The sequence below is a fragment of the Nocardia sp. NPDC056000 genome (assembly GCF_042269265.1).
Taxonomy (GTDB): Bacteria; Actinomycetota; Actinomycetes; order Mycobacteriales; family Mycobacteriaceae; genus Nocardia.
Genome location: NZ_JBHJXS010000015.1, coordinates 141,474 through 165,523, shown reverse-complemented (window position 1 = coordinate 165,523; position 24,050 = coordinate 141,474). Strand labels below are relative to the sequence as shown.

The following is a 24,050-nucleotide window of genomic DNA, read 5'->3' as shown; positions in this document are numbered from 1 at the left end:
AGGCAATGCGTCAGAGCGCATGCGAGAGAAAAGCTTTGGTGCGCTCGTGCGCGGGATCGTCGAAGACCTGGGCGGGCGGGCCCTGCTCGACTATTCGCCCGGCGTCCAGCAGTACGACGGTGTCGGCCACCTCGCGGGCGAAACCCAGTTCGTGCGTGACGATCACCAGCGTGGAACCCGACCGCGCCAGATCCCGGATGACATCGAGCACCTCGCCGACCAGCTGCGGATCCAGCGCCGAGGTGGGCTCGTCGAAGAGCAGCACCTGCGGGCGCAGCGCCAGCGCGCGGGCGATGGCCACCCGCTGCTGCTGACCGCCGGACAGGCGGCGCGGATACTCATCGGCCTTGTCCGCCAGGCCGACTCGCTCCAGCCACCGCAGCGCCTCGGAGCGAGCCTCGGCCTTGGGCCGCCGTTGCGCGCCGATCAGCGCGAAGGCCACATTGTCCCGAACCGTCTTGTGCGGGAAGAGATTGAAGTTCTGGAAGACGAAACCGATACGCGAACGCTGCCGCAGGATCTCGCGCTCGGGCAGTTCGTGCAGCCGATTACCCTTGCGGCGGTAGCCGACCAGCTCACCGCCCACCCGGACGGTTCCGGCATCCACCTTCTCCAGGTGATTGATGGTGCGCAGCAGGGTCGACTTCCCGGAGCCGGACGCGCCGAGGATCACGGTCACCTCACCCGCGCGCACCGCCAGATCCACCCCGCCGAGCACCTCGAGATCGCCGAAAGACTTTCGGATGCCGCGCAATTCGACGGCGTACTCGCTCATCGCTCGCTCCCCTTCGCGAAGTGGCGTTCGATGTAGTACTGCGCGACGTTCAGGATCGAGGTGAGCACGATGTACCAGACCGTCGCCACCATGAGCAGCGGCACCACCCGGCCATTGCGGCCGAAGATCACCTGCACCTGGTAGAACAGCTCCGCGATCGCCATCGTCGAGACGATCGAGGTGCCCTTGAACAGGCTGATCACCTCATTGGCGGCATTGGGCAGAATCCCGCGCATGGCCTGCGGCGCGATCACCCCGAAGAACTGCCTGCGCCAGGGCAAACCGAGCGATCTGGCCGCCTCCCACTGGCCCTGATCCACCGAAATGATCCCGGCACGAATGATTTCCGCCGAATACGCGGCCTGATGCAATGCCAAACCGATGACGGCGGCGGTGAATCCGCTGATCACACCATTCACATCGAAGGTGTAGAACGCCGGTCCGAACGGCACGCCCAGCGACAGCGTCTTGTACAGGTACGCGATATTGAACCAGAACAGCAATTGCACGATCAGCGGAATGGACCGGAACAACCAGATGTAGGCCCACGAAATGGCTTGCAGCACCGGATTTTTCGACAGCCGCCCGATCGCGAGCCAGACGCCGATGAAGAAGCCGAGCAGGGTGCCCCAGAACGTCAGCTCGATGGTCACCTTCAGTGCCGAGAGCACCGAGGCGGCCGTGATGTACTGCGCGAACGTGGACCAGTCCCAGCCCGGATTCACGGCCAGGCCGTGCGCGAACTGCGCGACCAGCAGCAGCGCGATGCCGCCGACGACCCAGCGCCAGGGATGGCGGGTGGGTGCGACGGTCAGCGCGCCGTCGTCATGATGTGCGTCCTCCTCCCGGGAATCGGGCGGCGCGGCAAGGGTACTCATGTGGATCTGTCCTCCATCGGTCCCGGCGGTAGCACCCGATTCGGGGGGTTGCTGCGACTTCTACGAGCCAGGTCTCTCGGTCGCTCTGGATGGTGAGGATGACGTTACGAGCCGGTGCGGCGACTGTCGCCGGTCCGGATCAACGTGAATTCAATGGCGCGGCAGTATCTCTCGGCGGCTCCACCGCACGCCGTCCCGGCCGGTCAGCTGGCGGCCTCGGTCAGTCCCGGCGGCGCGCCGTCGTGCAGCGAACGGAATCCGCTGCGGTGGAACACCAGCGGCTCGGTATCGGGATGCGCGGTCAGCCGGTGCACCCGCAACAGCACCACCGCGTGATCGCCCGCCGGAACCTGTTCGTGCACAGAGGCTTCCAGCCAGGCGCTGGCGCCCGCGATGAACGCGGCATTGCCGTGCCCGCTGCGCAGCTCCACATCCCGGAAGCGGTCACCGCTGCGCGAACTCAGACTGCGCGCCGCGGCCTGCTGCTCGGTACCGAGCAGGCTCAGCCCCAGCAGCGACGCCTTCTCCAGCCGCGGCCAGGTCTCCGAGGAGTACTGCACGCACAGCGATACCAGCGGCGGATCCAGCGATACCGGCACGAAGGTGCTCACCACCATGCCGTGCGGCACCCCGCCGATCCGTGCGCAGACCGCCACCACTCCACTGGGGAAGTGCGCGAAGGTCTTTCGCAGATCCGCCCCATCCACCGTCGTGAGTGCGGCCGCATCGCCGCGAATCGAGGTCAGCTCACCCATCACCCCAGTGCACCACCGCGGGCGCACTCCGGACAGCATTGGATTCACGGAGATCGCAAGGAAATACGACGAACCCGCTCGGTCGTTCGACCGAGCGGGTTCATCCATCCTCGCGGTGCCATCCGTTCCGGCCGGGACCATCGGTGGAACGGATGCGTCCGGACTACTTGGCGGGCTGCACCGAGGGCTGGTTGATGGTGGTGAAGTACTGCGCGGCAGCCAGAATCGCGACCGGGGCGGTCACGAACAGCTGGCCCGCCAGGGTGCCGAGGAACCCGATGACGCTCATGCCGACGATGCAGCCGAACACCGCGCCGCCCAGGGCGCCGAACATGGCGGTCAGCGCACCGGTCACGGTGGCCAGGGTGGCGCCGCCGATGAGGCAGCCGACGGCCGCGCCGCCGATGCCACCGACCAGGGTGCCGATGGTGGCGCCCATCGCGACGGTGTCCTTCAGGCGGTTCCAGGCCGCCTGCTCACGGTCGTAGTCGGTCTTCCACGGAGCCTGGTTCTCATAGGGCAGCGCGACCGGCTGGTAGACAGCCTTGTCGACATCGAACTCCGGGGTCAGGGTCGCGGTGCGATCCTTGATCTCGGCCGCGATCGGGAAGACGAAATCGTCCACCCGGAAACTCAGTTCGGAACCCGCGACCGTGGCGCCATTGGCGGCCTTGATCTTGAACACACCGTCCTCGACCACCAGCGAACCCGCATCGGTGTGAATGACCGTATTCGTCTGGGAATTGGTGGCCGTGAAATTGATTGCGGCCGAATCCGATTCAGGAGCGGCATTGACCGTGCCCGCGGACACGCCAAGAGCTGCCGTCACCAAAACGGCGACAGCAGCGAATTTACTCATCTTCATGTACTGCTTCCCTCATCTCTCGTGCAGTGCGTCGGCAAGCATCGAGCAAGACAGGGCCGGGCGGGAGTCTTGCAACCCTGATGATTCGAAGTATTGACAGCAACGGCCCCCGCTCGAATTGTGTGAGCGGGGGCCGTGCCGCGGAACTGTGAAACCGTGGAAACTACTTCGCCGGCGCCTGCAGCGTCGGCTGGTTGATCGTGGTGAAGTAGTTGAACGCGGCGATGATCGCGACCGGAGCGGTCACCAGGATCTGGCCCGCGAGGGTGCCCAGGAAGCCGATGACGCTCATGCCGGCGATGCAGCCGACGATGCCCGCCGGGAGCGCACCGAACATGGCGGTCAGGGCGCCGGTCAGCACCGCACCCGCGACGCCGCCGATGACGCAACCGACAGCCGCGCCGCCGATGCCGCCGACCAGGGTGCCGATGGTGGCGCCCATGGTGATGGTCTGGGTCATGCGGTTCCAGGCGGCCTGCTCACGGTCGTAATCCGACTTCCAGGGAGCCTGGTTCTCGTACGGCAGGTTGATGGGCTTGTAAACACCCTTGTCCGCGACGAATTCGGGGGTCAGGGTCGCGGTGTGATCCTTGATCTCCGCGGCGATCGGGAAGACGTAGTCATCCACCCGGAAGCTGAGCTCGGTGCCGGCCACGGTGGTGCCGTTGGCGGCCTTGATCTTGAAGACACCGTCCTCGACGACCATGGAACCGGCGTCGGTCCGGATGACCGTGTTGGTATCGGTGTTGGTGGCGGTGTAGTTGATGGCACCGGCGTCGGCGGCCTCGGGGGCAGCTCCCGCAGTACCGGTGGCGACGCCGAGAGCAGCGATCACCAGCGCCGCGGTGGCGGCGAATTTCTTCGAAAGCATTTTTTCGGTTTTCCTCATCAGGGATCCGCAGGGGGAACGAGGGAATCGAAACCCGTTGACGCGAACATGAGATTGCCCGAGGATGCCGCGAACATGAACACTGTCGCGGCAACCTCGGGCAAACCGCCCCGAATTATTTACCGGGGGCGACGAACGGGGTGTTGATGGTTGTGAAGTACTGCGCCGCGGCGAGAATCGCGACCGGCGCGGTGATGAACAGCTGACCCACCAGGGTGCCCAGGAAGCCGACCGCGGCAACACCCGCGATGCAGCCGACCACGGCGGCCGGGAGCGCACCGAACATGGCGGTCAGCGCACCGGTCAGGGTCGCGCTCACCGCACCGCCGAGCACGCAGCCGATGGCCGCGCCGGCGATGCCGCCGACTGCGGTACCGATGGTGGCGCCCGCACTGATGGTGCTGGTCAGACGGCTCCAGGCGGCCTGCTCACGGTCGTATTCGGTCTTCCACGGGGCCTGGTTCTCATACGGCAGGGCGACCGGCTTGTACACCGCGTGCGCCTGATCGAACTGCGGTGTCAGGGTCGCCGTCCGATCCTTGATCTCCGCCGCGATCGGGAAGACGAAATCGTCCACCCGGAAGCTCAATTCGGTACCCGCGACCGTGGTGCCGTTGGCCGCCTTCACCTTGAACACGCCGTCCTCGACCACCAAGGATCCGGCATCGGTCGTGATGACCGTGTTCGTGTTGGTATTGGTGGCGCTGTAGTTGATCGCACCCGCATCGGCCTGCGCCGGGGCCGCTGCCACGGTCCCGGTCGTCACGCCGATCGCGCCTATCAAAAGGGCCGCGACCCCGGCGAATTTCCTCATCTTCATTGGTACTGCTTCCCTCACCACTGCCTGAAACGAACTGATGGCGGCAAGCATTAAGCAACCGACCCGATTACCAGAGGTTAAAAACCAGCTTGATTCGATCGGGCCGGCGTACCGGGGACTACTTCGACTTGGCGGCGGCCTTGGCCTGCTTCTTGAATTCCCTTACCTGAGAAAGTGATTCGGCGTCGACGACATCGGCCACCGAACGCCGGGAGCCGTCCTCACCGTAAGCGCCAGCGGCCTCGCGCCAGCCCTTACCGGTGAAACCCTTTTGTTTGCCCAAGAGCGCCAGGAAGATTCGGGCCTTCTGATCGCCGAAGCCCGGAAGGGCCTTGAGGCGCTTCAGGACTTCCTTGCCGTCCGGATCTCCGGCCGTCCACAGGCCGGAGGTGTCGCCGTCATAGTTCTCGACTATGAAATGCGCCAGCTCCTGCACGCGGCGGGCCATGGAGCGGCCGTAGCGGTGAATGGCGGGCGGGGTGGCGGCCAACTCCTCGAATTCGGCGGGATCGGCGGCGGCGATCTTATTGATGTCGAAGCCGCCCATCCGATCGGCGATCTTCTGCGGGCCGCGGAACGCATGCTCCATCGGGAACTGCTGATCCAGGGTCATACCCACCAAAAGCGCGAAATCGTCCGCCGAGAGCAGGGCGTCGGCGGCGGGTTCTTGAGCGATACACACAGCGCGGCTCACCATGGCTCGATCATCCCACCCGGTCCGCGTTGCGGTGACGCGGGTCACGAGTAGGGTCGGCCCCATGCCCGACACCATGGCTAATTCTTCAGTGGGAACCGTGCCGCACGACGGCCTCGGATCCGGCTCGAAACCGGATCGGTTCGATCGCGACGGCCAGGATCAACTGGTCGATGTCCAGGACTTGCAGGCCGCGCTGCCCGGCGTGCGCCGACTGCGGAACTGGGCGCAGGACGCATTGGCGGTACAGCCCGGCGAAAGCGCCGTCGATATCGGCTCCGGCACCGGATCCGAAGTATTCACCTTCGCCGACCGGGTCGGCCCGACCGGATCCGCGCTCGGCGTCGAGCCCGATCCGCGACTGCTGGCCGAGGCCGAACGGCGCGTGCGCCAGTCCGGATCCACCGCCAAATTCGTCTCCGGCGACGCCTACGGGCTGCCGTTCGGCAGTGAGACCTTCGATGTCGCCCTGTGCGAGCGGGTCTTCCAGCATCTGACCTCGCCCGCCCGCGCGGCCGGGGAGATCGCCCGGGTGCTCAAGCCCGGTGGGCGCGTGGTCGTGATGGACAGCGACTGGGGCACGGCGGTCGTGCACCCGGGCGATCGCGCCGTCGTGCACGAGGTGATCGAAACCATGATCGCCGGAACCACCAATCCGTTCGCGGGGCGGCGGCTCGCCGGACAGCTCACCGCGGCCGGACTGGTCGTCGACGATATCGGTTCGCACGCACTGATTCAGGACGGCGGCATCGGCGCGGGTGCGCTGGTGGCGCGGATCGCGGATATGTCCGTGGCGCGCGGCTCCATCACCGAACAGCAGCGTGATCAGCTCATCGCCGATCTGGAGGCCGGGGCGGCCAGCGGTGACATCCACCTGTCGGTGACCATCTTCGCCGTGCTGGCACATAAGCCCGCATAGGAAATATTCGGCAAAAGCAAAGGCGCGCACCGGATTCCGGTGCGCGCCTTTCTCATTGCGAATTATTCGCCGCTGAGGCTCAGGATCTTCTCGGTGGCCGCGAGCAGCACGCAGGTGGCCAGGCCGTCCATCGCCTTCTCCAGCTCACCCAGCGACGGGAAGCTGGGGGCGATGCGAATGTTCTTGTCCTCCACGTCTTTTCCATACGGGTAGGACGAACCCGCCGGGGTCAGCGCGATACCCGCGTCCTTGGCCAGCGCCACCACCCGGGTCGCGGTGCCCTCCAGCACATCCAGGCTGATGAAGTAGCCGCCCTTGGGCTCGGTCCAGGACGCGATCTTCGACGCACCGAGGCGATCCTCCAGAATGCGCAGCACCAGTTTGAACTTGGGCTCCAGGATGGCGCGATGCTTCTGCATATGCGTGCGCACACCCTCCGCATCACCGAAGAAACGCAGGTGGCGCAGCTGATTCACCTTGTCCGGGCCGATGCTCTTCTTACCGGCGTGCTTGAGGTACCAGTCCAGGTTCGCGGTCGAGGAACCGAAGAAGCTCACGCCCGAACCCGCGAAGGTGATCTTCGAGGTGGAGGCGAAGACGTAGGGGCGGTTCGGGTTTCCGGCCGCGGCCGCCAGACCCAGCACGTCCAGCACCGGATCCGCGGCATCGGTGAGCGGGTGCACCGCGTACGCGTTGTCCCAGAACAGGCGGAAGTCCGGCGCGGCCGTCGGCATCGAAACCAGTTCGCGGGTAATGGCTTCGGAGAAGGTGACACCGGTCGGGTTGGAGTAGTTCGGCACCGCCCACAGACCCTTGATGCTCGCGTCGGTGGCCACCAGTTCGGCGATGGCGTGCACATCCGGGCCGTCGTGATCCATCGGAATCGGGATCATCTGCACACCGAGCGATTCGGTGATGGCGAAGTGCCGGTCGTAACCCGGTGCGGGACACAGGAACTTGATGACCGGCTCGTCCACCCAGCGCCGGACCGAATCGGCGTTGCCGTGCAGCATCGAGAACACGATCACGTCGTGCATGAGCTCCAGGCTGGCATTGTTCCCGGCCAGCAGATTCGACACCGGAATGCCGAGCAGTTCGCCGAAGATGGCGCGCAGCTCCGGAAGCCCGTGCAGGCCACCGTAATTGCGCACATCGGTGCCGTTGCCGTCGCGGTAGTCGTCATTGCCCGGCAGCGAGAGCAGATCCAGCGACAGGTCGAGCTGCTCGGGCGCGGGCTTACCGCGGGTAATGTCCAGCGTCAGCTTTTCGGTCTTGAGCTTCGCGTAGTTCGCGGTCTGCGTCTCGTGTTCGGATACGAGTTCCGCATGGCTCATCAAACCGATCTGCGTCTGCCGAGGCATCAGTGCAGCCTTTCCAGGGGCTAGGGGCAATGTGTGCGGGCCGCGCGCATGCGCGACCCAACTGGTCACGTTACTTGGTAGCACCGGCCGGTGGGGAGCTATATACGTCCCCGCACACCCCGAAAATTAAAGGGGACCCAGCGCACCCGGCAGAGCCCGTTGACCCTTGCTGCCTTCCGGCCCTGGGGGAGTTCACAGGATGCGCGCCGCGCTGGATCCGTCAGCCAGTGTAGCGGCTCGAGAACACCCGCGCCGCCGGGGGTCGTTACGATCCTTTGCGACAGCGCGGGGTGACCCCCGCTCGGTACCGGAGGGGAACCAGTAGTGACGAGCTCAGGAGCGGGTGGGCCGCAGGATCCGGCCAATCATCAGGAGACCGCGCAGTGGTGGGCCACCCCGCCCACCGGGACCGATGCGGGGCAGCCGGTCACCGGCGCGGATCCGACCATGCTCAACTACGGCACCGCCGGAAACCAGTACGCCGCACCGCCGCAACAGTTTCCGCCGAACTATCAGTCCGCGCCCGCGCAGCAGGCGGTGCCGAACTATCAGGCCGCGCCCGGATACCAGGCCGCGCCGCCGGTCGGCGGGTACGGCCAGCCGCAGTACCAGCCGGGGCCGCCGCCCATGAACACCATCTACAACAACCAGCCGCCGTCCGGCGGCGGCGGTAAGACCGGCTGGATCATCGGCGGTGTGCTCGGACTCGTGGTGCTGGTCGGCATCGGTATCGCGGCGGTCGCGCTCACCCAGAAGGACAAGCCGCTCACCACGCTCGGCAATGACAAGAAGGCCATGGACGGCAACTACTCCATGGACAAGGTCGGCAACGCGTGCAGCCTGATCGACCCGACCGTGCTGACCAAATGGTCCACCACCTCCAAGGGCAGTCCGACGCATTCGGAGACCAAGCCCACCGATTACAGCGGCGGCCGCCTCAACTGCACCGCCGGCTACTCCGGGCAGTCCAGCACCAGCAAGTACCACACCAATGAGGCGGACATCACCCTCGATGTCACCTTCCTCAGCGCGTACGGCAAACCCGATTACGACTCCTGGAAGTCGTACGACACCGGCACCACCGGCAGCGGCCGCTCCTCCGGCGATGTCACCGGCCTGGGGTCGCAGGCGTACTGGCACGCCGAAACCCGCGACTACTCCTCCTTCACCGTCCTGGACTACACCGTGGCCGCTCAGGACAGCAATGTCTCGGTCAAGGTCAAGATCAGCGTCGACCGCGGCAGCGGCGAAACCATCACCAAGGACGATGTGGCCCAGGTCGCCAAGGACCAGGTCCAGAAGGCCCTGACCGGCCTCCGCAAAAACTGACCACCCCCTGGCGAATGCTCCCCCGAACCTCGCGATTTGCTTTCGACAGGGGTGCAACCGGTATATTGCTCCACGGAGGATTCGCCTAGTGGCCTATGGCGCTCGCCTGGAACGCGGGTTGGGTTAACGCCCTCAGGGGTTCAAATCCCCTATCCTCCGCTCACGAGGCCCCCACCGAACCAGTTTCGGTGGGGGCCTTCGTCATTCCCGTTGGGTCGCGACGACCTCCGCCAAGGCCGCGCTCAACAGGGTGGCATAGGCGTCGAGGTCGGGGATGCCGGCCGGGTCGGCGTGCAGGGAAATCGTGACGGTGTCGCCGAGGCCGTGAATGCCGTGCGTGAGACGCATCACCGAGCCGACGGCCGGGAAACCCGCGGTGAAACGGACCCCGCCGGCGGCGAAGGACAGGTCGGCGGGGCCGCGGTGAACGCTGGAGATGACGGTGTGGCCCGAAACCGTTTGGGGTAGAACGTCTATCGGGTAGGCCATGATGTCTCGGTGCAGGATGGGGGCCGGAATGGCCTCGGTGGCGCGGGATCTGGCTTCCTGTAGCGGATGTTCGGCGCGGTGGCGGCGCTGGGCCAGATCGGCGGCGATGCGGGCGGCGCGGTGCGAGATATCCGGCTCCCGGATGAACAGGTCGACCGTCAGGTCGCGGTAGCTGTTGCGGGGGCCGGAGTCGGTGGCAACCGCCATCGGGATTTGGGCCAGGAGGGTATCGGCGGGTTCAGCGCGGGAGTCCAGGTAGCGCTGGAGGGCCAGGGAGATCGCGGTCGCGGCGATCACGGTGACGGTGTGGCCGGGAACCTTCAGGTCCGCGGCAGGATGCACGAGCATGCGGGCGGTGTGGGCCGCGGGGGCGGAGCCGGTGCCGTTCAGCGGGTTCGGCGGGGCGGTGGGGGCCGGGGGCGGGAGCGCACCGGCGGAGGTCAGCTCGGCTAGGCGCTGTTCGGCTCGGTAGGCGGCGAAACCTCGGAATACCGTGCGCGCCATGGCTATCGGGAAGTTCGGGATGGCCGAGGCGGTGGCCGACCATTCCGGCGGGATCGCCCTGGACAACGAATTCCACAGGGAGCCATTGGTTTTCGGAGTGTCGGCGATCGAATCGGTGAACAGGGCGCGGGCCAGGGCGGCGGCGCGGCGGCCGTCGGCCAGAGCGTGCGAGAGCTGGAGTACGGCGATCAGGGCGGGTTCTCCGGTGGCGAAACCCGGAGCGCCGGTGACGTTCCGGAACAGATGCAGACGCCAGGGGCGGTGGGCGGCATCCAGGACGGTGCCGAGCAGGCCGCCGAGCGCGGTACCGAATTCGGGCCACTCACACGCGGGCGGTTCATGCTCGAGCACCTGGTCGTCGATGAATTCGCAAGTCGCCCAAATGGGATACGCAATGTTTGCAGGAGGGTCCAGCACGCGCACCAGCAAATCCGGAATGCGAGTGACCCGATTCGCGATGGATCGCCGGAGAAGGGCGGTCGGCTCCCCCGTCTCCGCGAATGCGTAGAGCAGGAACAAGTCGTTGGGGGTGCGGGTGGAAAGCCAGTACATGGTGGCGTCCCGGGGCGTCAGGGCGGTACCGGCCAGGTTCACTCGATGAGCCTAGCGAAAGGCCATACGGGGCACGGACTCTGGGTGCTACCGTTTGTAGTAGAAGCCTTACCATTCTCTTCGGGGGCGGGTGACCGCAATGGCAACTCGTAATCGTCTGGCCGAACAGGCCGATGCGGCGGATGAGCGGTATCAGGCCGCGTCATTCCTCAAAAGATCCATCAACAAGGTGTTTCCGACGCACTGGTCGTTTCTGCTCGGAGAAATAGCGCTGTACAGCTTCATCATTCTGCTGCTCTCCGGCGTGTATTTGACCTTGTTCTTCGACCCGTCCATGACCGAGGTCACCTATAACGGCGCATTTCAACCACTGCGCGGCGTCACCATGTCGCGCGCCTACGAATCCGCGCTCGATATCTCCTTCGACGTCCGCGGCGGACTGTTCGTCCGGCAGGTACACCACTGGTCCGCACTGCTGTTCTCCGCCTCCATGATCGTGCACCTGTGCCGTGTCTTCTTCACCGGCGCCTTCCGCAAACCGCGCGAGGCGAACTGGGTGATCGGCGCGATCCTGTTGATACTGGCCATGTTCGAAGGCTTCTTCGGCTACTCGCTCCCGGACGACCTGCTGTCCGGCACCGGGCTGCGCGCCGCCTTCGCCGGCATCACCATGGGCGCGCCCATCATCGGCACCTGGCTGCAATGGCTCATGTTCGGCGGCGACTTTCCGGGCGACATCATCATTCCGCGGCTCTACATCGCGCACGTGCTGCTCATACCCGGAATCATGCTGGCGCTCATCGCCGCTCACATCGCCCTGGTCTGGTATCAGAAGCACACCCAGTACCCCGGCCCCGGCCGCACCGAACGCAATGTGATCGGCACCCGCATCGTGCCGGTGTTCTCCCTCGACCAGGGCGCGTTCTTCGCCTTCACCCTCGGCGTCGTCGCCATCATGGGCGGCATACTGCAGATCAATCCGATCTGGAATCTGGGGCCCTACAACCCATCCCAGGTTTCCGCGGGCACCCAGCCGGACTTCTACATGATGTGGACCGACGGCTTCCTGCGCCTGTTCCCGGCCTGGGAACTGCATATCTTCGGACATATGGTGCCCGGCGCGTTCTCGGTGGGACTGGTCATGCCGATCATCTTCGGCCTGCTCATCGGCTACCCGTGGATCGAAAAACGGCTCACCGGCGATGTGGCCCGGCACAATCTGCTGCAGCGGCCGCGAGATGTACCGGTGCGCACGGCAATCGGGGCCATGTCCCTGATGTTCTATCTCATCCTCACCCTGGCCTGCGTCAACGACATCATCGCGCTGCAATTCCACATCTCGCTGAACGCGACCACCTGGGGATTCCGCATCGCGCTGCTGTTCGGACCGCCGCTGGCCTACTTCGCGGCCTATCGGCTCTGCCTCGGCCTGCAACGCGGTGATCGCGCGGTACTCGAGCACGGCATCGAAACCGGTGTGGTGCGGCGACTTCCGCACGGCGAGTACATCGAGGTGCATCAGCCGCTCGGACCCGTGGACGCACACGGGCATCCGGTTCCGCTGGAATATCAGGGCGCGAAGGTGCCCCGGAAGATGAACGAACTCGGGGCGGCCGGACGGCCGGGCACCGGGAGTTTCTTCCGCGCCGATCCACCCGCCGAGCGGGACAGCAATGCCGAGGTCGAACGCGAGGCCGAGCACACGCAGCTGGCCGTGCTGCGGCGCGCGCAGGACAACGGCAACGGCAACGGCAACGGCAACGGGCACTGACTCACCGAATCAGGCGCTGACGCACCGAAGCAGGCACTGACGCGAAAAGCCCCGAGTCCAATTCGACTCGGGGCCCTGCTATCTCGGTTCTGCCGACCGCTCAGGCCCGCTTGAACTCCCCATCGGATACGCCCGCTACGAACGCATCCCACTCACCCGGGGTGAACGCCAAGACGGGGCCATTGCCGTGCTGCTTGCTGTCACGCACGCCGACATTGCCGTCTTCGGAAAAAGCGACCTCTACACAGTTACCGTTGGGGCCGCTATGTTTGCTCTTGCGCCATACGGCGCCTGTGAAATCCACATTCACTGTACTAGCTCCTTTGCTGCGTCAAGCACGAGATCTTGCTGGCATCGATCTTGGTGACGCCGGAATCCGGCTTTTACAGCGGATCCTGCGTACGCCGCGAGTTGCACGCAACCTCTCCGTACAACCTGCTCTCTGCACTTCACGATGGGAATGCACCCCCGATGGCCGTTCCCGCGCTAAACACTAGCAGGGTTCGTCATAAGGAGATCGCATTCTTTCGTTTTCAATCAGCAAATTTAGGGCAAGGTTAACCAGCTAATTATTTGCCCGGAAATAGCCGTACTTCGAGCGCACGAATTGTGAAGGCCGCAATTAAGTTGTCGGCGCATTTGCGCACCTTTCCGCTATCGCACACCGCGCTGGTCATCACGGCATCGGGGATCATGGACCGCATGGGCGAACAGCCGCAGGACGAGACCGGACGAGACCGCGACGATGAGGGGCGTGCCCGGAATGCCCGACCGCGTGACCGATTTGGGCGACCGCTGCCCTTCGGAAGCACCGGCGTACCGCGCATTCCCGATGATCTACAGCTCACCCCCGAGGAGACCCTCGACTTCGCACAACGCCTGCTCGACGAGGGTCTGGCCTTCAACGCACACGAGGTGCTGGAGGCCGCCTGGAAGAACGGTCCGTTCGCCGAGCGGATGCTGTGGCAGGGCCTCGCCCAATACGCCGTTGGCCTGACCCACATTCAGCGTGGAAATTCGAAGGGCGCGCGCACCCTGCTCGAACGCGCCGCGCATCGGCTCACGGCCTTCGGACCACCTCCGTACGGTATCGACGCCGCCGGACTCATCGCCCGCGCGCACACCCTGCTCGCCGCGCTGGACCGGGAAACGCCGTTGTCGGAGGCCGATCTGAGCCCGCAGCTGCGGATTCACTGAATACGCAAAACCGCTGCCACCGCACACCCGAGATGTGTGCACCCGCAAACATGCGAAGGACCGCCGATCAGCGAAGGCTGCGAAGGCCGGGGCCGCGACTCACCGCCGAGCAACCCGCCTAGCATTGGCCACCGTGCCCGGATTCGGACGATTCGCCCCCAGCCCCTCAGGTGATCTACACCTGGGGAATCTGCGCACCGCCCTGCTCGCCTGGTTGTTCGCCCGCTCCACCGGACGCGGCTTCCTGATCCGCCTCGAGGATCTGGATCGGGTGAAAGCCGGTGCGGCCGAACGCCAACTGGCCGACCTCGCCGCCATCGGACTGGACTGGGACGATCCGGTGGTCCGCCAATCCGAACGCCTGCCGCTGTACGAGGACGCCATCGCGCGCCTGACCGCCGCCGGGCGCACCTACGAATGCTTCTGCACCCGCAAGGAAATACAGCAGGCCGTCACCGCACCGCACGGACCCCTGGGCGCGTATCCCGGCACCTGTCGCGATCTCACCGAAAACGAACGCGCACAACGGCGTGCGGCGGGCCGACCAGCGGCCTTGCGCCTGCGCGCGGACATCACCGAGCTGGAGATCACCGACGAACTGCTCGGCAGTTATCGCGGCGCTATCGATGATCTGGTGCTGCGCCGCGGCGACGGCAGCCCGGCCTACAACCTCGCCGTCGTGGTCGACGATGCCGCACAGGGCATCGACCAGGTGGTGCGCGGCGACGACCTGCTGCCCTCCACACCGCGGCAGGTGTACCTCGCGACGCTGCTGGGGCTGCCGATCCCGCAATACGCCCATGTGCCACTGGTTCTCAATACCGAGGGACAGCGGCTGGCCAAACGCGACGGCGCGGTCACCCTGCACGATCGAATCGCGCTCGGTGAATCTCCGGCGCAGGTCCGGGGCGTGCTCGCGGCCTCGCTGGGCTATCCGAACGCAACCACAACCTCGCAGTTACTCACCGGATTCCGGCCGGACACCCTGCCGAAAGAACCATGGCGACTCGACCCTAACGGGTTGTTGCAACCCTGGTCAGGTCCGTAACGTACGCAACCGACCCAGATCCCGAACGAATTCGACGAGGACGGCGAGAACAATGACGAGCGGTGGGTACGACCCCAACCAGTATCCGCAGGGCGGCCAGCCGTACGGGCAGCAGCCGTACCCGCAGGGCCAGCCTTACGGTCAACAACCCCAACAGCCCTATGGGCAGTCCGATCCCTACGGTCAGCAGCCGCAGCAGCCTTACGGGCAGCAGCCGCCGTCGGATCCGTACGGTCAGCAGCAGCCTCCGGCCTACGGCCAGCAGCCCGGTTACGGCCAGCAGCCGGCCGACGGCTACGGCCAGCAGCCTCCGGCCTACGGCCAGCAGCCGGGTTACGGCGGTCAGCAGCCGTACCAGCCTTACGGCGGCCAGCCGGGTTACAACGCACCGGGTTTCGGTGGCGGCGCACAGCCCGGTGATCTGTGGCTGCGCCTCGCGGCGCGCATCATCGACAGCCTGATCGTCGGCATTCCGGCCGGCATCATCTACGCGGTACTGCCGGGCAAGCTCGGCTGGGCCTGGGAGGTGCTGGTCCCGGTTCTGCTGTTCGGTTACTTCGTGCTGATGGAGACCTCGCAGGGCGCGACCCTCGGCAAGAAGATCCTCGGCCTCAAGGTGCTCGCCCCCGGCGGCGGCAATGTGGATCCGGCCACCTCGGCCAAGCGCAACCTGTTCGTGCTCGTGCAGCTGATCCCGTGCCTGGGCTGGCTGGTCAGCATCGGTGCGCAGATCTACATCGCGGTCACCATCGAGCAGGATCCGAACAAGCAGGGCTGGCACGACAAGTTCGCCGGCGGCACCCAGGTCGTCAAGGGCTGACAGCAGCCGACAGCGGCTCGGTGAAGCGGGGCGCATCCATCGAATGGATGCGCCCCGCAATCGTTTTCGGCCGAACTAGGAACCGGCTCCGATGAACGCCGCGCCGATGATCAGCCACAGCACGATGCCCAGGGCCAGCCCCGCAGCGCCGACCCAGATACCGCCCTGCGCGAGACCGCGGCCGTCCTGACCGGAACTCTTCACCTGATTCAGCGCGATCACGCCGAGAATCAGGCCGACCAGCGAACCGATCGGCAGGAAGCAGAAGAACAGCGTGGACAGGCCCAGCACCGAGACGATCAGCGAGGCGATGGCCATGCCGTTGGTACCCAGACCGGCGGGCTGAAAGCCGTACGGCTGATACCCCTGCGGCTGGCCGTAGGGCGCGGCGGGCGGATAGGCACCCGGCGCGGGCTGCGCGAAACCGCCCGACCCGGGCTGCTGGAACCCACCCGAATTCGGCTGTGCGAAACCACCGGAGTTGGGCTGTGCGTAACCCCCGGAGTTGGGCTGTGCGAAACCGCCCGAGTTCGGTTGCGCGTACCCGCCCGAGTTGGGTTGTGCATAACCCCCGGAGTTGGGCTGCGCATAGCCGCCGGACGGATTCGCCTGCGGCGGTGGATAATTCGGATACTGCAGGGGCTGCGGGCTGGCGTCCGCGGGCTTGTGCAGATTCGGTGCGGACGAGTATCCGGCCGGAGGCGGTGGCGGTTGCTGCGCCCCCGCGTCGGCGGGCGCGCTCTCACCCCCGTACTGCTTCCACCACTCGTCGGAATCCCCGGATTGCGTCATTGCTTCAGCCTATGCCACCCCACCAGCCCATAACCATCGATCGCAGCGGGGATACTGCTCGGGTGAGCGATACGAAAACGGTCGATTCGGACCGATCTGGACACCCCGCGCCCGAGCACGCAGCATTCGCCTCGGCCGCGGGGGGCTACTACACGCAGGTGGTCGTGGTCTTCACCGCGGTCCTGCTGATCTCCAATATCTGCGCCACCAAGGGCGTGCAATTCTTCGCCGACAAGCATGCCTCGCTCGGCCCGATCCAACTGCTGCCGATCAATACCGACGGCGCGTTCTTCCTCTTCCCGATCGCCTATGTGATCGGTGACATCCTCAGCGAGGTCTACGGCTTCAAGGCCACCCGCCGCGCCGTCTACTACGGCTTCGGAATGCTGCTGCTCATGGTCGGCACCTTCTGGATCGCCATCGGCCTGCCCGCGGCGGACTTCTACGAGAACCAGGACTCGTTCCGCAATGTCCTGGGCACCACACCGCAATTGGTGCTCGCCGGACTCGCCGGATACTTCGTCGGCCAGTTCCTGAACTCGGTCACCCTGGTGATGATCAAGGAGCGCACCAAGGAGAAGCATCTCTGGGCGCGTCTGCTCGGCTCCACCGTGGCCGGTGAATTCGGCGACACCCTGGTGTTCTGCTCCATCGCCGCCACCGCCATCGGCATCCACACCTGGCCCGACTTCATCAACTACGTGCTGGTCGGGTTCATCTGGAAGACCCTGGTGGAGGCCATGATCCTGCCCATCAGCTACCGCTGCATCGCCTTCCTGAAGAAGCGCGAGACCAGCTACCGCCCGCGCGAGCGCTCGGCGCTCTACGAGTAGGCGGCCACGGCGCGATCGCCGCGTGCGTCGCGGCGATCGCGCAAACGCGCGTATTCCCTTGCCATATCGATGATCTCGGCATCGGACAACCCGCAGATCCGCGCGAATTCGAGGTGCCCATCGGTGACCTCGCCGTGCGTGCGCACCAGCGCCGCCTTGAATCCCAGCACCGCGCTCACCCGCAATACCGCGCGCGCCGCGGTCGATCCGTTCGCCTCGATCATTGTCAGTCCCGGCATCCCTGCCTCCTCATCTCGGCGTCGAGATGATCGTCGCGCGTACGGGGTACGCGGAACAATGGCTATCTGTGCATGGATCGATTAGCCAGGCTCACTGATCCGGTGCGGGTTACAGCTCGGGAGCCTTGATCCGGCCCCGCCACTGACCCATGAACTCGGTCTTGTAGTCGGCGAAGTAGCCGCCGTCGATGCTCTCGCGAATGCGGTCCACCAGGCGAATGGTGAAGCGCTCGTTGTGGATCGTGCACAGCGTGGAGGCCAGGATCTCCTTGGCCTTGAACAGATGATGCAGGTAGGCGCGGGTGTAGTTGGCGCAGGTGTAGCAGTCGCAGGTCTCGTCGATGGGGGTGAAATCGCGGCGGAACCGGGCGGTGTCGATATTGAACCGGCCCTTGTCCACATAGATGGCGGCATTGCGGGCCACCCGGGACGGATTCACGCAGTCGAAGGTGTCCGCGCCGTTCTCGACCGCGACGAACACATCCTCCGGCTCACTGATGCCGAGCATATGGCGCGGCTTGTGCTCGGGCAGCTCATCACAGCACCAGCCGACGATGGTGCCCAGATTGTGCTTCTCCAGCGCGCCACCGATGCCGTAACCGTCGAATTCCGTTCCGGCGGCGCCGCGCAACGCCTCCAGATCGCGAGAAGCCTTGCGGCGCAGGTCTTCATACTGCGCGCCCTGGATGACGCCGAACAGCGCCTGATACGGGCGATGGGTGCGCGCGTCGGTGAGGCGTTCGTGTTCGTCCAGGCAGCGCTGCGCCCAGCGGCGGGTGCGCTCCAGCGATTCCTCCTGGTAGCCACGGGTATTCATGAGCGTGGTGAGCTCGTCGAAGGCGAACATGATGTCCGCGCCGAGCTGATGCTGAATGCCCATGGACACCTCGGGCGTGAAGCGATGCCGGGAACCGTCCAGGTGTGAGCGGAAGGTGACGCCGTCATCGTCGACGTGCGCGAGGCGTTCCTTGCCCTTGGCGATCACATCGTCGTTCTGCACGCCGACCGATTCCATCGCCAGCACCTTCTTGAAACCGACGCCCAGCGACATGACCTGGAAGCCGCCGCTGTCGGTGAAGGTGGGGCCGGGCCAGTTCATGAACTTCGACAGCCCGCCCGCCTCGTCCACGATGTCCGAGCCCGGCTGTAGATACAGGTGGTAGGCGTTGGCCAGCAGCGCCTGCGAACCGATTTCCTTCATGGTCTCGGGCAGCACCGCTTTCACGGTCGCCTTCGTCCCGACCGGGATGAACGCGGGCGTGGCGATATCCCCGTGCGGGGTGCTGATCAGCCCGGATCGGCCGTGCTGACCTTCCAGACGGGTACCGACCTTGAACGAGAATTCGGATGCAGACACCCGCCCATCCTCCCAGGCGGGTGCCCGCGCATCCCATGCGGTCTAGCTGCTCGACTTCGAGAGTTCGATCGCCTCGGGTTCCTCGTCCTCGTCGATCGGGGCGGCGAATTGCGCCTGGTAGAGGCGGAAGTACGCGCCGCGTTCGGCGAGCAGGCGATCGTGCGTGCCGGTCTCGACGATCCGGCCCTTCTCCATGACGACGATCAGATCGGCATCGCGGATTGTCGAAAGCCGGTGTGCGATAACGAAACTGGTGCGATCGCGGCGCAGCGCCGCCATGGCGTGCTGCACCAGCAATTCGGTGCGGGTGTCGACCGAACTGGTGGCCTCGTCCAGGATGAGGATCGACGGCTTGGCCAGGAACGCGCGCGCGATGGTGATGAGCTGCTTCTCACCGGCGCTGACGCCGGAGCCCTCCTCATCGATCATGGTCTCGTAGCCGTGCGGCAGCGCGTGCACGAAACGATCCACATACGCCGCCCGCGCCGCCGCGAGGATCTCGTCCTCGGATGCGTTCGGATTGCCGTACGCGATGTTCTCCTTGATGGTCCCGCCGAACAGCCAGGTGTCCTGCAGCACCATGCCGATGCGAGAACGCAGGTGGTCCCGTGTGATTCGGGTGATATCCACATCGTCGATGGTGATGGCGCCCGAATCCACCTCGTAGAACCGCATGAGCAGATTCACCAGCGTGGTCTTGCCCGCACCGGTCGGCCCGACGATCGCCACCACGTGCCCGGGCTCGGCGACCAGCGAGAGTTCCTCGATGATCGGGGTCTCCGGCTCGTACCGGAAGGACACGTTCTCGAATGCGACGCGCCCGCGATCCACCGGCCGCGAATCCTCGATCTCGGGATCGGGCACCTGCTCGGCGGTGTCCAGGATCTCGAAAATGCGCTCCGCGGAAGCGACTCCGGATTGCAGCATGTTGATCATCGAGCCGATCTGGGTGAGCGGCTGGGTGAATCCTCGCGAGTACTGGATGAACGCCTGCACCTCACCGAGGGACAGCTGACCCGAGGCCACCCGCAGACCGCCGACCACCGCGATCAGCACATAGTTCAGGTTCCCGAGGAACATGATCGCGGGCATGATCAGCCCGGAGATGAACTGCGACTGGAACGAGGCGTTGTACAGCTTGTCGTTGGTGTCGTCGAAGCGCTCGCCGACCTCTCGCACGCGGCCGAACGCGCTCACCACCTCGTGCCCGGTGAAGGCCTCTTCGACCTGGGCGTTGGCCTGGCCGGTCAGCTTCCACTGATCCACGAAATGCGGCTTCGAGCGCTTGGCGATCTGCGCGGTGACGATGACCGCCAGCGGCACGGTGAGCAGCGCGATCAGCGCCAGCAGCCAGGAGATCCAGAACATCATGCCCAGGATGCCGATCACCGACAGCACCGAGATGAGCAGCTGGCTCATGGTCTGATTCAGCGTCTGCGCCACATTGTCGACGTCATTGGTGACGCGGGAGAGCACATCGCCGCGCGGCATGGAGTCGAAGTAGCTCAGCGGCAGGCGGTGGATCTTCTCCTCGATCTCCCCGCGCAGGCGCTTGACGGTCCGGTTGATCACCACATTGAGCAGGTACGCCTGCAACCAGCCGAATACCGAGGAACCGACGTACAGCGCCAGCACCAGTGCCAGCACATGTCCGACAGCCGTGAAGTCCACGCCCACACCGGGAATCACGTCCATGCTGGCGAGCATGTCCGCGAAGGTCTTGTCACCGCCCTGGCGCAGCGCCTCGACGGCCTGATCCTTGCTGGTGCCCGGCGGCAGGCTCTGCCCGAGCTGTTTGCCGACCACACCGTCGAAGATGAGGTTGGTGGCCTTGCCGAGAATCTGCGGGCCCAGCGTATTGAGCACCACCGAACCGATGGCGAGCACCAAAACGACTGTGAGATAGAAACGTTCGGGCGCGAGGCGGCGCATCAGCCGCTTGAGCGAGGGGCCGAAGGATTTGGCCTTGGTATCCGGCGCGCCGGGATTCGGTGCTCCGGGCCTCATCGGACCTCCTCCGCGCTGAACTGGGACTCCACGATCTCCCTGTATTCCTTGCAGTCGCGCAGCAATTGGTCGTGCGTGCCGATGCCCGCCATGGCGCCGTCCTCCAGCACCACGATCTGATCGGCATCCCGGATGGTCGAAATGCGTTGCGCCACAATGATCACCGACGCATCGGCGGTCTCGGGGCGCAAGGCGTCGCGCACCCGCACATCGGTGGCGACGTCGAGCGCGGAGAAGCAATCGTCGAAGAGGTAGACGCGCGGCCTGCGCACCAGGGCGCGGGCGATGGCCAAACGCTGGCGCTGACCACCCGAGACGGTCGTACCGCCCTGTGCGACAGGGGTTTCCAGCCCCTGCGGCATATCCCGCACGAAGTCCGCGGCCTGCGCGATCTCCAGCGCGTGCCACAGTTCGGCATCGGTGGCGTCCGGTTTGCCGTAGCGCAGATTCGAGCCGACGGTGCCGGAGAACAGATACGCCTTCTGCGGCACCAGGCCGATCTGATTGCGCAACCGCTCCAATTCGATATGCCGCACATCGGTGCCGCCCACGTAGAGCGCGCCGTCGGTGACATCGATGAGCCGCGGGATCAGATTCACCAGCGTGGTCTTACCGGCACCGGTCGCACCCACGATGGCCGTGGTGGTGCCGGGTTCGGCGCGGAACCGAATCGCCCGCAGCACAGGCTTTTCCGCGCCCGGGAACTTGAATTCGGCGAACTGGAAATCCACGATCGCCGGATCTTCCTTGAAGTCCTGCGGCAGCCGCGGTTCGGTCACCGAGGATTCGGTGTCCAGCACCCCGGCGATGCGTTCGGCCGAGACCGCCGCGCGCGGGGCCATCATGGCCAGGAACGAGGCCATCATGACCGCGGTCAGGATCTGCATGATGTAGGACAGCATCGCGGTGAGCGAGCCGATCTGCATGGTGCCGTTGTCGACACTGTGCCCGCCGAACCAGATCACGCCGACGGCGGTGACATTCGAGATCAGCATGACCAGCGGGAACATCAGCGCCATATAGCGGCCGACATACAGCGACTGTTCGGTGAGCTCGGTATTGGCGACACCGAAACGCCACGCCTCCTGCCGTTCGCGCACGAAGGCGCGCACCACGCGGATACCCGTGATCTGTTCGCGCAGAACGCGATTCACCGCGTCGATGCGTTCCTGCATGCGCCGGAAGCCGGGCACCATACGGGCGATGATCAGGGCCATGGCCAGGCCGAGCGCGGGCACCGCGATGAGCAGCAGCCAGGACAGGCCCAGACTCTGCCGCAGCGCCATGATGATGCCGCCCACGCACATGATCGGGGCCATCACCAGGATGGTCGCGCTCATCAGCACGAGCAGCTGTACCTGCTGCACGTCATTGGTATTGCGGGTGATCAGCGAGGGCGCCCCGAAGACGCCGACCTCGCGGGCGGAGAAGGTGCCGACCCGGTGCAGCAGGCCCGCGCGCATATCGCGGCCCGCGCCCATGGCGGCCTGTGCGCCCAGATAGACCGAGATGCCCTGGGCGATGATCTGCACGCCGGTGACGGCGAGCATCATCAGGCCGGTGCTCCAGATATAGCCGATATCGCCTTTGGTGACGCCTTTGTCGATGATGTCGGCGTTCAGGCTCGGCAGATAGAGCATGGCGATGACCGATATCAATTGCAGTACGACGACCCCCGCCAACTGCTTGCGGTAGGGCGCCAAGAAGGTGCGGAGTAGTCGAATCAACATGATGCTTGGCAGGCTACCGCCATAGTGGGAGCCTCGGCGCGACGTTTTCCCAGCTTGCCGGTGAATCCCCGGATGACCTGCGGGATTCAGATGTCCGGGCGGTCCAGATCCTGCCATTGCGTGGCGGTCGAACCCTCCGAGGATCGAGTGCGGCGGGTCCAGGCGTCCGGATCGTGCAGCAGCTCGTCCAGGAACGACGGCAGCAGATCGTGCGCGATATCGGCGATGGTCACGCGCTCGAGCACCGAGCGGATATTCACCCGCAAACCGATCCACACCCGCTGCAGCGGTTCGGCCGCTCCGGCGTAGCTGACGTCCTCCGGACGCTGTCCGCGCACCGACGCGAGGGGCCCTTCGACGGCGCGAATGACATCGGCGATGGTTATTTCGCCGGCCGGGCGGCCGAGCCGATAACCACCGTCCGGACCGCGGCGACTGGTCACCAATTTGCCGCGCCGCAGATCCGCGACAACCGATTCCAGCACCTTCGGCGGAATATCCTGCGCGGCCGAGATGGCATCGGCTTTCACCGAATCCGATTGCGCCTTCGCTATTTCCACGAGGGTGCGCACCGCGTAATCGACCTTCGCGGTGATGTGCACTGCGCTCTCCTGATCTCGTCCGGCGGGTGAACGAAACCTTATCGCGCCACCAACCGTGGATTCAGCACGCCCAGTGCGGCTTCCAGTAATACGCCACCGATCAGTTCCTCCGAGGCCCCGGGGACGCTGTCCTTCGACATCAGCCCCGCGCCGAGCACCTGCATGGCGGCGTACGCGCGCAGCACGGTCTCGTCATCTGCGCCGGGTCCGGCGAGCCAGGCGCACATGCGGCGACTGAGTTCGATCATGTCCGGATAACGATCACCGAGTGCGTTCAGGATTGCGACGGTATCGCGCATACACAGGGTGCCCGCGGTGCGATGGCCGAGCGTCGAGCGCAGATGCGCTTCGAGTACTTCGCGCACGGTCTCCGGTGAATGCGGAATTGCGTCGAGGCCCTCTACCAGAGCGCGTAGGTCATCGACCATCGGCTCGACAATCGCTATGAGCAGATCCACTTTCGAGGCATAGTGATAGTAGAGCGATGCTTTTGTGATTCCCACCGCATCGGCTACCTCGCGTAAGCTGCTCTGTTCGAAGCCTTTGCTGGTAAATAGCTCAATCGCGGCGTCCCGAATCGCGTCTTTCGTGCTTCTACCTGCGACAACTGTTCCCGCCACGCTACGACCCGCCATGCGCATCATCCTCTCACCGGCTTTCGCGACGCGAGGAACGTCGGAAAAGTCGAGGTTGTTCCTCCGCTTACTCAACGGTTAGTCTACCTACCGCACGGTAGGCAGAAATTACGTGGAGGCGAGGAGCGGACAGCGCGCTCCCGCGGCAGGGCTGTCTACGCGCTCACGACGCACGGTGCAGTGCGAATG

General features: G+C 65.3%; 24 protein-coding genes, 1 tRNA gene, 1 other RNA gene and 1 riboswitch. Of the genes, 8 read left to right on the top strand and 18 right to left on the bottom strand.

Translation table 11 applies throughout. From position 1 onward, the window contains the following. Window positions 1-10: 10 nt before the first annotated feature. The 7 genes from ACFC4D_RS37535 to ACFC4D_RS37505 form a co-directional block, all read right to left on the bottom strand. Window positions 11-775 carry an amino acid ABC transporter ATP-binding protein gene (locus tag ACFC4D_RS37535; RefSeq protein WP_376070595.1) on the bottom strand — a complete coding sequence of 255 codons (765 nt, stop codon included), beginning with the start codon at window positions 773-775 and terminating at the stop codon, window positions 11-13. Next, window positions 772-1,653 (bottom strand): amino acid ABC transporter permease, encoded by an 882-nt coding sequence (locus tag ACFC4D_RS37530; protein WP_375961986.1) that lies wholly within the window; start codon window positions 1,651-1,653, stop codon window positions 772-774. The genes ACFC4D_RS37535 and ACFC4D_RS37530 overlap by 4 nt, the downstream gene beginning before the upstream one ends. A 10-nt stretch (window positions 1,654-1,663) precedes the next feature. Beyond that, window positions 1,664-1,749: riboswitch (SAM riboswitch) on the bottom strand. Window positions 1,750-1,856: 107 nt separating this feature from the next. After that, window positions 1,857-2,408: a flavin reductase family protein gene (locus ACFC4D_RS37525; RefSeq protein ID WP_364637296.1), complete on the bottom strand. Its 552-nt coding sequence runs from the start codon at window positions 2,406-2,408 to the stop codon at window positions 1,857-1,859. Window positions 2,409-2,571: 163 nt separating this feature from the next. Next, window positions 2,572-3,273, bottom strand: a complete 702-nt coding sequence (locus ACFC4D_RS37520) for a hypothetical protein (protein ID WP_376070592.1) — start codon at window positions 3,271-3,273, stop codon at window positions 2,572-2,574. 163 nt (window positions 3,274-3,436) lie between these two features. Then, complete coding sequence (locus ACFC4D_RS37515) at window positions 3,437-4,144, bottom strand: hypothetical protein (protein WP_376070589.1); 708 nt, start codon at window positions 4,142-4,144, stop codon at window positions 3,437-3,439. Between the two features lie 133 nt (window positions 4,145-4,277). Continuing rightward, window positions 4,278-4,982, bottom strand: a complete 705-nt coding sequence (locus tag ACFC4D_RS37510; RefSeq protein ID WP_376070586.1) for a hypothetical protein — start codon at window positions 4,980-4,982, stop codon at window positions 4,278-4,280. 118 nt (window positions 4,983-5,100) lie between these two features. Beyond that, window positions 5,101-5,679 carry an HhH-GPD-type base excision DNA repair protein gene (locus tag ACFC4D_RS37505; RefSeq protein ID WP_376070584.1) on the bottom strand — a complete coding sequence of 193 codons (579 nt, stop codon included), beginning with the start codon at window positions 5,677-5,679 and terminating at the stop codon, window positions 5,101-5,103. Between the two features lie 97 nt (window positions 5,680-5,776). Between ACFC4D_RS37505 and ACFC4D_RS37500 the strand changes: the two genes are divergently transcribed. After that, a complete protein-coding gene (locus ACFC4D_RS37500) occupies window positions 5,777-6,595 on the top strand; it encodes a methyltransferase domain-containing protein (RefSeq protein ID WP_376070581.1) in 819 nt (272 codons plus the stop codon). Window positions 6,596-6,657: 62 nt separating this feature from the next. Here the strand turns inward: ACFC4D_RS37500 and ACFC4D_RS37495 are convergent, their stop codons facing one another. After that, window positions 6,658-7,956 (bottom strand): aminotransferase class I/II-fold pyridoxal phosphate-dependent enzyme, encoded by a 1,299-nt coding sequence (locus tag ACFC4D_RS37495; protein ID WP_364637284.1) that lies wholly within the window; start codon window positions 7,954-7,956, stop codon window positions 6,658-6,660. Window positions 7,957-8,083: 127 nt separating this feature from the next. Next, window positions 8,084-8,178, bottom strand: an RNA gene (gene ffs, locus ACFC4D_RS37490) — signal recognition particle sRNA small type. A 102-nt stretch (window positions 8,179-8,280) separates the two neighbouring features. On the opposite strand from ffs, the gene ACFC4D_RS37485 reads away from it, so the two are divergent. Together ACFC4D_RS37485 and ACFC4D_RS37480 are read left to right on the top strand one after the other, a co-directional pair. Next, window positions 8,281-9,285 carry a hypothetical protein gene (locus ACFC4D_RS37485; protein ID WP_376070579.1) on the top strand — a complete coding sequence of 335 codons (1,005 nt, stop codon included), beginning with the start codon at window positions 8,281-8,283 and terminating at the stop codon, window positions 9,283-9,285. A 74-nt stretch (window positions 9,286-9,359) separates the two neighbouring features. Continuing rightward, window positions 9,360-9,444, top strand: a tRNA-Ser gene (locus ACFC4D_RS37480). Window positions 9,445-9,486: 42 nt separating this feature from the next. On the opposite strand, the gene ACFC4D_RS37475 is transcribed toward ACFC4D_RS37480, so the two are convergent. Beyond that, complete coding sequence (locus ACFC4D_RS37475; protein ID WP_376070576.1) at window positions 9,487-10,872, bottom strand: wax ester/triacylglycerol synthase domain-containing protein; 1,386 nt, start codon at window positions 10,870-10,872, stop codon at window positions 9,487-9,489. Window positions 10,873-10,969: 97 nt separating this feature from the next. Here ACFC4D_RS37475 and ACFC4D_RS37470 point away from each other — a divergent pair, with 97 nt between their 5' ends. After that, window positions 10,970-12,601 carry a cytochrome bc complex cytochrome b subunit gene (locus tag ACFC4D_RS37470; protein ID WP_376070573.1) on the top strand — a complete coding sequence of 544 codons (1,632 nt, stop codon included), beginning with the start codon at window positions 10,970-10,972 and terminating at the stop codon, window positions 12,599-12,601. Between the two features lie 100 nt (window positions 12,602-12,701). Here ACFC4D_RS37470 and ACFC4D_RS37465 read toward each other — a convergent pair whose 3' ends face one another. Continuing rightward, window positions 12,702-12,911 (bottom strand): DUF397 domain-containing protein, encoded by a 210-nt coding sequence (locus ACFC4D_RS37465; RefSeq protein ID WP_364637276.1) that lies wholly within the window; start codon window positions 12,909-12,911, stop codon window positions 12,702-12,704. A 392-nt stretch (window positions 12,912-13,303) separates the two neighbouring features. Between ACFC4D_RS37465 and ACFC4D_RS37460 the strand changes: the two genes are divergently transcribed. From ACFC4D_RS37460 to ACFC4D_RS37450, 3 genes are all read left to right on the top strand, one after another. Further along, complete coding sequence (locus ACFC4D_RS37460) at window positions 13,304-13,798, top strand: DUF309 domain-containing protein (protein WP_375963819.1); 495 nt, start codon at window positions 13,304-13,306, stop codon at window positions 13,796-13,798. 133 nt (window positions 13,799-13,931) lie between these two features. Next, window positions 13,932-14,846, top strand: coding sequence for a tRNA glutamyl-Q(34) synthetase GluQRS (gluQRS, locus tag ACFC4D_RS37455; RefSeq protein ID WP_376070571.1), 915 nt, complete (start codon window positions 13,932-13,934; stop codon window positions 14,844-14,846). Window positions 14,847-14,898: 52 nt separating this feature from the next. Next, entirely contained in the window at window positions 14,899-15,666 is a 768-nt protein-coding gene (locus ACFC4D_RS37450) for an RDD family protein (protein ID WP_364637272.1), read from the top strand. Window positions 15,667-15,741: 75 nt separating this feature from the next. Here the strand turns inward: ACFC4D_RS37450 and ACFC4D_RS37445 are convergent, their stop codons facing one another. Further along, window positions 15,742-16,458, bottom strand: a complete 717-nt coding sequence (locus tag ACFC4D_RS37445; RefSeq protein ID WP_376070568.1) for a DUF4190 domain-containing protein — start codon at window positions 16,456-16,458, stop codon at window positions 15,742-15,744. 62 nt (window positions 16,459-16,520) lie between these two features. Between ACFC4D_RS37445 and ACFC4D_RS37440 the strand changes: the two genes are divergently transcribed. Next, window positions 16,521-17,291 carry a queuosine precursor transporter gene (locus tag ACFC4D_RS37440; RefSeq protein ID WP_364637268.1) on the top strand — a complete coding sequence of 257 codons (771 nt, stop codon included), beginning with the start codon at window positions 16,521-16,523 and terminating at the stop codon, window positions 17,289-17,291. Here the strand turns inward: ACFC4D_RS37440 and ACFC4D_RS37435 are convergent. The 6 genes from ACFC4D_RS37435 to ACFC4D_RS37410 form a co-directional block, all read right to left on the bottom strand. Further along, window positions 17,282-17,530: a hypothetical protein gene (locus tag ACFC4D_RS37435; RefSeq protein ID WP_375961959.1), complete on the bottom strand. Its 249-nt coding sequence runs from the start codon at window positions 17,528-17,530 to the stop codon at window positions 17,282-17,284. The two genes, ACFC4D_RS37440 and ACFC4D_RS37435, sit on opposite strands and share 10 nt — an antisense overlap. Before the next feature lie 109 nt (window positions 17,531-17,639). Next, window positions 17,640-18,887, bottom strand: coding sequence for a tRNA guanosine(34) transglycosylase Tgt (gene tgt, locus ACFC4D_RS37430; RefSeq protein ID WP_364637264.1), 1,248 nt, complete (start codon window positions 18,885-18,887; stop codon window positions 17,640-17,642). Between the two features lie 42 nt (window positions 18,888-18,929). After that, complete coding sequence (locus ACFC4D_RS37425) at window positions 18,930-20,894, bottom strand: ABC transporter ATP-binding protein (RefSeq protein WP_364637262.1); 1,965 nt, start codon at window positions 20,892-20,894, stop codon at window positions 18,930-18,932. Next, window positions 20,891-22,624 (bottom strand): ABC transporter ATP-binding protein, encoded by a 1,734-nt coding sequence (locus tag ACFC4D_RS37420; protein WP_375961955.1) that lies wholly within the window; start codon window positions 22,622-22,624, stop codon window positions 20,891-20,893. Before ACFC4D_RS37420 ends, ACFC4D_RS37425 begins: the two co-directional genes overlap by 4 nt. An 86-nt stretch (window positions 22,625-22,710) precedes the next feature. Next, entirely contained in the window at window positions 22,711-23,226 is a 516-nt protein-coding gene (locus ACFC4D_RS37415) for an RrF2 family transcriptional regulator (protein WP_375961953.1), read from the bottom strand. Window positions 23,227-23,264: 38 nt separating this feature from the next. Next, on the bottom strand, window positions 23,265-23,861 hold the full coding sequence (locus ACFC4D_RS37410; RefSeq protein WP_364637256.1) for a TetR/AcrR family transcriptional regulator: 597 nt from the start codon (window positions 23,859-23,861) through the stop codon (window positions 23,265-23,267). Between the last annotated feature and the right edge of the window lie 189 nt (window positions 23,862-24,050).

What these genes read in the sequence shown, in the direction of transcription:
- ACFC4D_RS37535 (WP_376070595.1), bottom strand. Translation starts at nt 775, where the DNA reads ATGAGCGAGTACGCCGTCGAATTGCGCGGCATCCGAAAGTCTTTCGGC.
- ACFC4D_RS37530 (WP_375961986.1), bottom strand. Translation starts at nt 1,653, where the DNA reads ATGAGTACCCTTGCCGCGCCGCCCGATTCCCGGGAGGAGGACGCACAT.
- ACFC4D_RS37525 (WP_364637296.1), bottom strand. Translation starts at nt 2,408, where the DNA reads ATGGGTGAGCTGACCTCGATTCGCGGCGATGCGGCCGCACTCACGACG.
- ACFC4D_RS37520 (WP_376070592.1), bottom strand. Translation starts at nt 3,273, where the DNA reads ATGAAGATGAGTAAATTCGCTGCTGTCGCCGTTTTGGTGACGGCAGCT.
- ACFC4D_RS37515 (WP_376070589.1), bottom strand. Translation starts at nt 4,144, where the DNA reads ATGCTTTCGAAGAAATTCGCCGCCACCGCGGCGCTGGTGATCGCTGCT.
- ACFC4D_RS37510 (WP_376070586.1), bottom strand. Translation starts at nt 4,982, where the DNA reads ATGAAGATGAGGAAATTCGCCGGGGTCGCGGCCCTTTTGATAGGCGCG.
- ACFC4D_RS37505 (WP_376070584.1), bottom strand. Translation starts at nt 5,679, where the DNA reads ATGGTGAGCCGCGCTGTGTGTATCGCTCAAGAACCCGCCGCCGACGCC.
- ACFC4D_RS37495 (WP_364637284.1), bottom strand. Translation starts at nt 7,956, where the DNA reads ATGCCTCGGCAGACGCAGATCGGTTTGATGAGCCATGCGGAACTCGTA.
- ACFC4D_RS37470 (WP_376070573.1), top strand. Translation starts at nt 10,970, where the DNA reads ATGGCAACTCGTAATCGTCTGGCCGAACAGGCCGATGCGGCGGATGAG.
- ACFC4D_RS37460 (WP_375963819.1), top strand. Translation starts at nt 13,304, where the DNA reads ATGGGCGAACAGCCGCAGGACGAGACCGGACGAGACCGCGACGATGAG.
- ACFC4D_RS37450 (WP_364637272.1), top strand. Translation starts at nt 14,899, where the DNA reads ATGACGAGCGGTGGGTACGACCCCAACCAGTATCCGCAGGGCGGCCAG.
- ACFC4D_RS37445 (WP_376070568.1), bottom strand. Translation starts at nt 16,458, where the DNA reads ATGACGCAATCCGGGGATTCCGACGAGTGGTGGAAGCAGTACGGGGGT.
- ACFC4D_RS37435 (WP_375961959.1), bottom strand. Translation starts at nt 17,530, where the DNA reads ATGCCGGGACTGACAATGATCGAGGCGAACGGATCGACCGCGGCGCGC.
- ACFC4D_RS37425 (WP_364637262.1), bottom strand. Translation starts at nt 20,894, where the DNA reads ATGAGGCCCGGAGCACCGAATCCCGGCGCGCCGGATACCAAGGCCAAA.
- ACFC4D_RS37420 (WP_375961955.1), bottom strand. Translation starts at nt 22,624, where the DNA reads ATGTTGATTCGACTACTCCGCACCTTCTTGGCGCCCTACCGCAAGCAG.
- ACFC4D_RS37410 (WP_364637256.1), bottom strand. Translation starts at nt 23,861, where the DNA reads ATGGCGGGTCGTAGCGTGGCGGGAACAGTTGTCGCAGGTAGAAGCACG.